This window comes from Streptomyces sp. SP17BM10, from assembly GCF_036322405.1.
GTDB lineage: Bacteria > Actinomycetota > Actinomycetes > Streptomycetales > Streptomycetaceae > Kitasatospora.
Window position 1 is genome coordinate 1 of record NZ_JAQYXB010000210.1, and the last position, 369, is coordinate 369.

A 369-nucleotide genomic window follows, 5' to 3' on the forward strand; every position below is an offset into this window, starting at 1 on the left:
ATCGGGACGCGGGCGGACATGTCGGTGAGGAAGTTGTCGAGTGCGGCGCGGGGGATGACGACGCCCTTGGGGCGGCCGGTGGAGCCGGAGGTGTAGATCGCGTAGGCGGGCGTCCGGCCGTCGTGGACCACCTCGAGAGGCCCGTCCGGCTGTTCGGACACCGCGGGGTCGTCGATCAGCAGCACCGCGGTGCCGGTCGCCGGGAGGGTGGCGGCCGTCTCCCGCGTCGTGAGGAGGAGGGACGGCCGCGCGTCCGTCAGGACGTAGCCGAGGCGCTCGGCCGGGTGCTGGGGGTCGAGCGGGACGTAGCCGGCTCCGGACTTCTGGACGGCGAGCAGGGCGACGAGCAGTTCCGCGGTGCGCGGGAGG

Annotated in this window: 1 protein-coding gene; it reads right to left on the reverse strand. The window is 74.3% G+C overall.

Going from position 1 to position 369, the window contains the following annotated elements; all coding sequences use genetic code 11:
- On the reverse strand, positions 1–369 hold a 369-nt coding region (locus PUR71_RS00755; protein ID WP_329924317.1), incomplete at both ends, for an AMP-binding protein.